Here is a 4476-nt window from a genome sequence, read left to right as displayed (position 1 = left end):
GCCGGCGCCCCGCTGCCCCGCTGGGCAACGATCACTCTGACCGACTGCCCAGGTGACTGTCGTCTGATCCGGGATTCGGTGCCGCCGGAGTGGACGACTTCTCCTCGTCGGGTTCGGCCGCGTCTGCCTCGAGTAGACGCGCGAGGAGTCCGGTGAGCTGCTCGAGGTCGTCGGCCGGAAGGCTTCTGATCGCCGGGGGCGGGCGCAGCAGGATGGCGTCGGCGGTCGCGATGGCGTGGTGCCCGGCGTCCGTGAGCGTGACCAGCTTGCGGCGCCGGTCGTCGGGGTGTGGGCGGCGTTCGACGAGGCCGTGGGCTTCCAACTTGTCGACGACCAGGGTTGCGTAGGGGGCGTCGATGCCGTTGGCCGCCGCGAGTTGGCCGAGGGTCGCCGGGCCGTCGCGGAGCTGGAAGAGGATTTTTCCGCGACCGCCGCCGAGGCGGAAGCCGAGCGCCTCGGCGAGCTCGCCCCGGCGGTTCTGGGCCTCGACGAACCGGTGCAGGAGGGCCCAGGCCTGCTGGGCGGGATCGGCTGGTCGCCTCGCGTTCACCACGCTACTGTCCGGCCGAGGAAGTCGACGTAGTGCAGTCCGGGTGTCCCCTGGAGGGCGTCGAGGGTCTTGACGACGTTCGGGATGCTCTCGTCGATGGTGTACCGGGCGTCCGGGCCGCCGAGGTCGGTGCGCACCCAGCCGGGGGCCATCAGGACCAGGGTTCGGGGCTCGTCGCGGTGGCGGGCCGAGTAGCTGCGCATGAACGTGTTGAGTGCGGCCTTGCTGCCGCGGTACACCTCGTGGCCGCCGCGCTCGTTGTTGGCCACGCTGCCCTGGCCGGAGGACATCACCCCGATCGTGCCCGCGGGTTCGACGCGGTCCTGGAGGGCCTCGATGACGCGCAGCGGGCCGAGTGCGTTGGTGACCATGACCCGGGTGAACTCGTCGGTCGAGGTCTGGGCCACCGTGCCCTCGGGCTGGTTGGTGACGCCGGCGTTGACGAACAGCAGGTCGAACGTCCGGTCCGCCAGGCGATCGTGCAGCGCCGCGATCTGGGCGGGCTCGGTGACGTCGACGGTTTCGATCTCGATCTGCTCGGCACAGGTGTCGGCGAGGTCATGCAGAGGGGTCCGGTCCGAGCCGCGCACGGTGGCCACGACGTGTCGACCGCTCTGCGCCCACTCCCGGGCCAGGGCGAGGCCCAGACCGCGAGACGCGCCGATCAGGAGCACTCGTCCGCCCGGGGCCGACGGCGGGCCGGCGGGAACATGTGAGTTAGTTATAGACACAGTAACTATTGTGCAAGATATAACTAACTTGCGCAAGTCCGGTGGTTCGCGGGTGGGTCAGCGCTGGACGCCGACGGACTGCCACACCCGGAGCAGGACTTCCTCGTCGGGGGCGTCGAGCGACCACTGCCACGGCTTGGCGAAGACGAAGACCTGGGCCTCGTGATGGGTCGGGTCGCTGCCGTCGAGCATCGTGATGGTCACGCTCTTGTCGCCGGTGAGGACGAAGAAGACCTCGCGGTACTGCCCGAGGTGGACGTCGAGCACGACGGCGTCGGGGCCGTAGCGGTGAACGTCGACCGTCCGGGTGCGCGGCGCCGCGGGGCCCGGTGCGGGATCGGCGGGGGGCTGCGCCCCGTCCTGCCTCATGCGCGCGCCCCTACAGGAAGCGGCGGTTCGCCGTGTCCGCGGGAACGGTGATGCCGAGTTCCTCCAGCAGCGGACGGGTGTCGGCGATGTACTGCTGGCGCAGCTGGGCGTTGTTGAGCTTGCGCAGGCCCCAGCGGACGTAGGCGTCGCTGAACTCCGAGTCCGACCGGCCGAACATGTCCAGCGCGGCCGGCCACCAGATCTTTATCTTCTCGTTGGCCTCCGCCAGCCCGGCCGGGTCGGCGCACACCCGGCGCAGGTTCGACAGGCCGAACGTCGCGTGGAACACCTCGTCCTTGTGCAGGCGTTCCGCCACGTTCAACAGGGGCTCGTAGGGCACGTCCTCCCACGTCTCCCCGATGTAGCAGCCCACCCGGTCGCCCAGGGCGTTGAAGTACGCCATGTCGCAGAACGTGTCGATGGGCAGGTGGAACAGGTACTGCTTGATCGGCTGCTCGATTGTGCCGACGCCCAGGCCCGCCAGGATCCGCGCCGTGATGACGCCGTGCTCGACCTCCTGCTGCATGAGCTTCGCGAAGGTCGTCTTCAGCCGCTCCTCGGGAGCGAGCGTCATGCAGCGTTCCCACAGGTGGCTCAGCAGCTCGGTGTAGTACCGGTTCGTCGAGTTCTCCAGGTGGTGCACGAGCATGCGCACCAGCAGGTCGGAGAACTCGCTCGGGATGTCGGCGTCGTTCTCCCGGTACACCCGACGCTCGCCCACCATCGCATCTCCCATGACCTCATCGTAGGAAGGTCCACCATTATTGTCAACTCGTGAGTCGAATGAAATCGGCACTGCTTGTCCGGAGGGATGAATCGGACGCGGAAGTCTCCGGATAAGCAGGTGGCCGGGCTCAGGGGGCAGCGGGGTCGTCGAGGCGCAGCGCGCGACCCACGACCTCCTTCATGATCTCGCTGCTGCCGCCGAAGATCCGGGTGATCCGCACGTCGCGGTACATCCGGGCGATCGGGTACTCCTCCATCCACCCGTAGCCGCCGTGCAGCTGGACCCCGGCGTCGACCGCGTCGAACTCCAGCTCCGTGGCGAGCAGCTTCGCCGCGGCGGCGTCCTGCGGGGTGAGCGTGCCGGCGATCCTGGCCTGGACGCAGCCGTCGACGAGCGCCTGGACGGCGAGCGTGCGGGCATGCAGGGCCGCCAGAACGAACCGGGTGTTCTGGAAGCTGCCGATCGTGGTGCCGAACGCCGTGCGGCTGCGCACGTACTGCCTGGTCAGTTCCTGGGCCCGCCGCGCACTCGCAACGCTGCCGACGGCGATGGACAGCCGCTCGGCCGCCAGGTTGCGCATCAGGTAGTGCAGCCCGCGGTGCTCCTCGCCGAGCAGGTTGGTCGCCGGCACCCGGGCGTCGCTGAAGAACAGTTCGGCGGTGTCCTGGGCGCGCAGACCGACCTTGTCGAGCTTGCGCCCCCGCTCGAAGCCGGGGGTGCCGCGCTCCACCGCGAGCAGGCTGAGCGAGCCCCGCCCGGCCCCCGGGTCCGTCTTGACCGCCACGACGACGAGGTCGGCGAGCAGACCGTTGCTGATGAAGGTCTTGGCGCCGTTGACGACGAAGTGGTCGCCGTCGCGCAGGGCGGTCGTGCGGATGCCGCGCAGGTCACTGCCGGCACCGGGCTCGCTCATCGCGATGGCGGTGACGGTCTCGCCGGAGCAGTAGCCGGGCAGCCAACGCGCCTTCTGCGCGTCGCTGGTCAGGCCGACCAGGTAGGGGGCGAGCAGCTCGTTGTGCAGCGACAGCCCGAGTCCGGTGATGCCGCCGAACGCCAGTTCCTCGGTGACGATCACGTCGTAGCGGGGGTCGCTCAGCCCGGCGCCGCCGTACTGCTCGGGCACGGTGAGCCCGAGCAGGCCCATCTCGCCGGCCCGGCGCCAGGCGCTGCGGTCGACGACGCCAGCCCGTTCCCACTCCTCGTGGTGCGGCTGGCATTCCTTCGTGACGAAGGTCCGCACCAGCTCACGGAACTCCTCGTGTTCGGCCTCGAAGAGCGTGCGTTGCATGACGGCGACTCCTCATCTGTGCTCGTCGCGGGCCTGATTGCTCCTCGCGGACTGGTAGCTCGTCGCGGGCCTGGCTGCTTCTTGCGGGACGGGTCGCTCCTCGCGGGACGGGTCAGCCGGCGGCTGCGCCGCCCGCAGTGGCGAAGGCGGGTGCGGCGGCCGGACGGGGGTGCAGCGCGCCCCAGGCGGCGGCCATGGCGCCGGCCTCGGCGGGGGAGGCGCCGTGCACGAGCACCTCGTCGGCGCCGGCGGCGCGGTAATCCGCCGCCCGCCGCGCGCAGGCGGCGCTCGACCCGATCGCCGCGCCGGCGTCGAACCACTCCGCGGGGATCAGCTCGGCGGAGTCCACCAGCCGGTCGCGGGTGACGGCGGTGTCTGCGATGCCGCGTCCGGTCAGGGTGGGATGGGCCCGCAGCCGGTCGAGCACCGCCGGGTCCCAGCCGTTGCGTTCGACGAGCAGCTCCCCGAGGCCGCGGACCTGGAAGTAGCTGACCGCCCGCGCCCGCACCGCGAGGTCCGCGCGGTCGGGCGGCAGGTCGGGCGCGGCGACGAGGGTGGTGATCACCCGGACCGATGCGGGGTCGCGGCCAGCCCGCTCCGCGACGCCGCGCACCGCCGCCACCGAGGTGGCCACCGCCTCGACGGTGAGGAACGGGTGCAGGATGACGCCGTCGAACGCCCGCCCGGCGAGGTCGAGCCCGCGTGGCCCGATGGTGCCGAGGACGACCGGCGGCGCGCCGTCGGGAGGCAGGTCGGAGAAGCGCATCCCGCGGAACGACCCCGCCGCCCCCTCCTCCCGGATCGCCTCGCC

General features: G+C 71.1%; 6 protein-coding genes. All 6 read right to left on the bottom strand.

Translation table 11 applies throughout. The features are described 5' to 3' along the window. Window positions 1–31: 31 nt before the first annotated feature. A complete protein-coding gene (locus tag NBZ85_RS28045) occupies window positions 32–553 on the bottom strand; it encodes a MarR family winged helix-turn-helix transcriptional regulator (RefSeq protein ID WP_261562986.1) in 522 nt (173 codons plus the stop codon). Continuing rightward, window positions 547–1224 carry an SDR family NAD(P)-dependent oxidoreductase gene (locus NBZ85_RS28040; RefSeq protein ID WP_261560173.1) on the bottom strand — a complete coding sequence of 226 codons (678 nt, stop codon included), beginning with the start codon at window positions 1222–1224 and terminating at the stop codon, window positions 547–549. Before NBZ85_RS28040 ends, NBZ85_RS28045 begins: the two co-directional genes overlap by 7 nt. A 114-nt stretch (window positions 1225–1338) precedes the next feature. Next, window positions 1339–1650 (bottom strand): hypothetical protein, encoded by a 312-nt coding sequence (locus NBZ85_RS28035; protein WP_261560175.1) that lies wholly within the window; start codon window positions 1648–1650, stop codon window positions 1339–1341. A gap of 10 nt (window positions 1651–1660) precedes the next feature. Continuing rightward, entirely contained in the window at window positions 1661–2386 is a 726-nt protein-coding gene (locus tag NBZ85_RS28030) for a Phenylacetic acid catabolic protein (protein WP_261560177.1), read from the bottom strand. A 118-nt stretch (window positions 2387–2504) separates the two neighbouring features. Continuing rightward, window positions 2505–3665, bottom strand: a complete 1161-nt coding sequence (locus NBZ85_RS28025; protein WP_261560186.1) for an acyl-CoA dehydrogenase family protein — start codon at window positions 3663–3665, stop codon at window positions 2505–2507. 112 nt (window positions 3666–3777) lie between these two features. Beyond that, window positions 3778–4476, bottom strand: a 699-nt coding sequence (locus tag NBZ85_RS28020; RefSeq protein ID WP_261562984.1) for a TIGR03857 family LLM class F420-dependent oxidoreductase, incomplete at its 5' end; no start/stop codon positions are given.

Source organism: Frankia tisae (assembly GCF_025403405.1).
Lineage (GTDB): Bacteria > Actinomycetota > Actinomycetes > Frankiales > Frankiaceae > Frankia > Frankia tisai.
The sequence above is the reverse complement of the archived record's forward strand: the minus strand, read 5'-3'. Positions and strand labels throughout refer to the sequence as shown.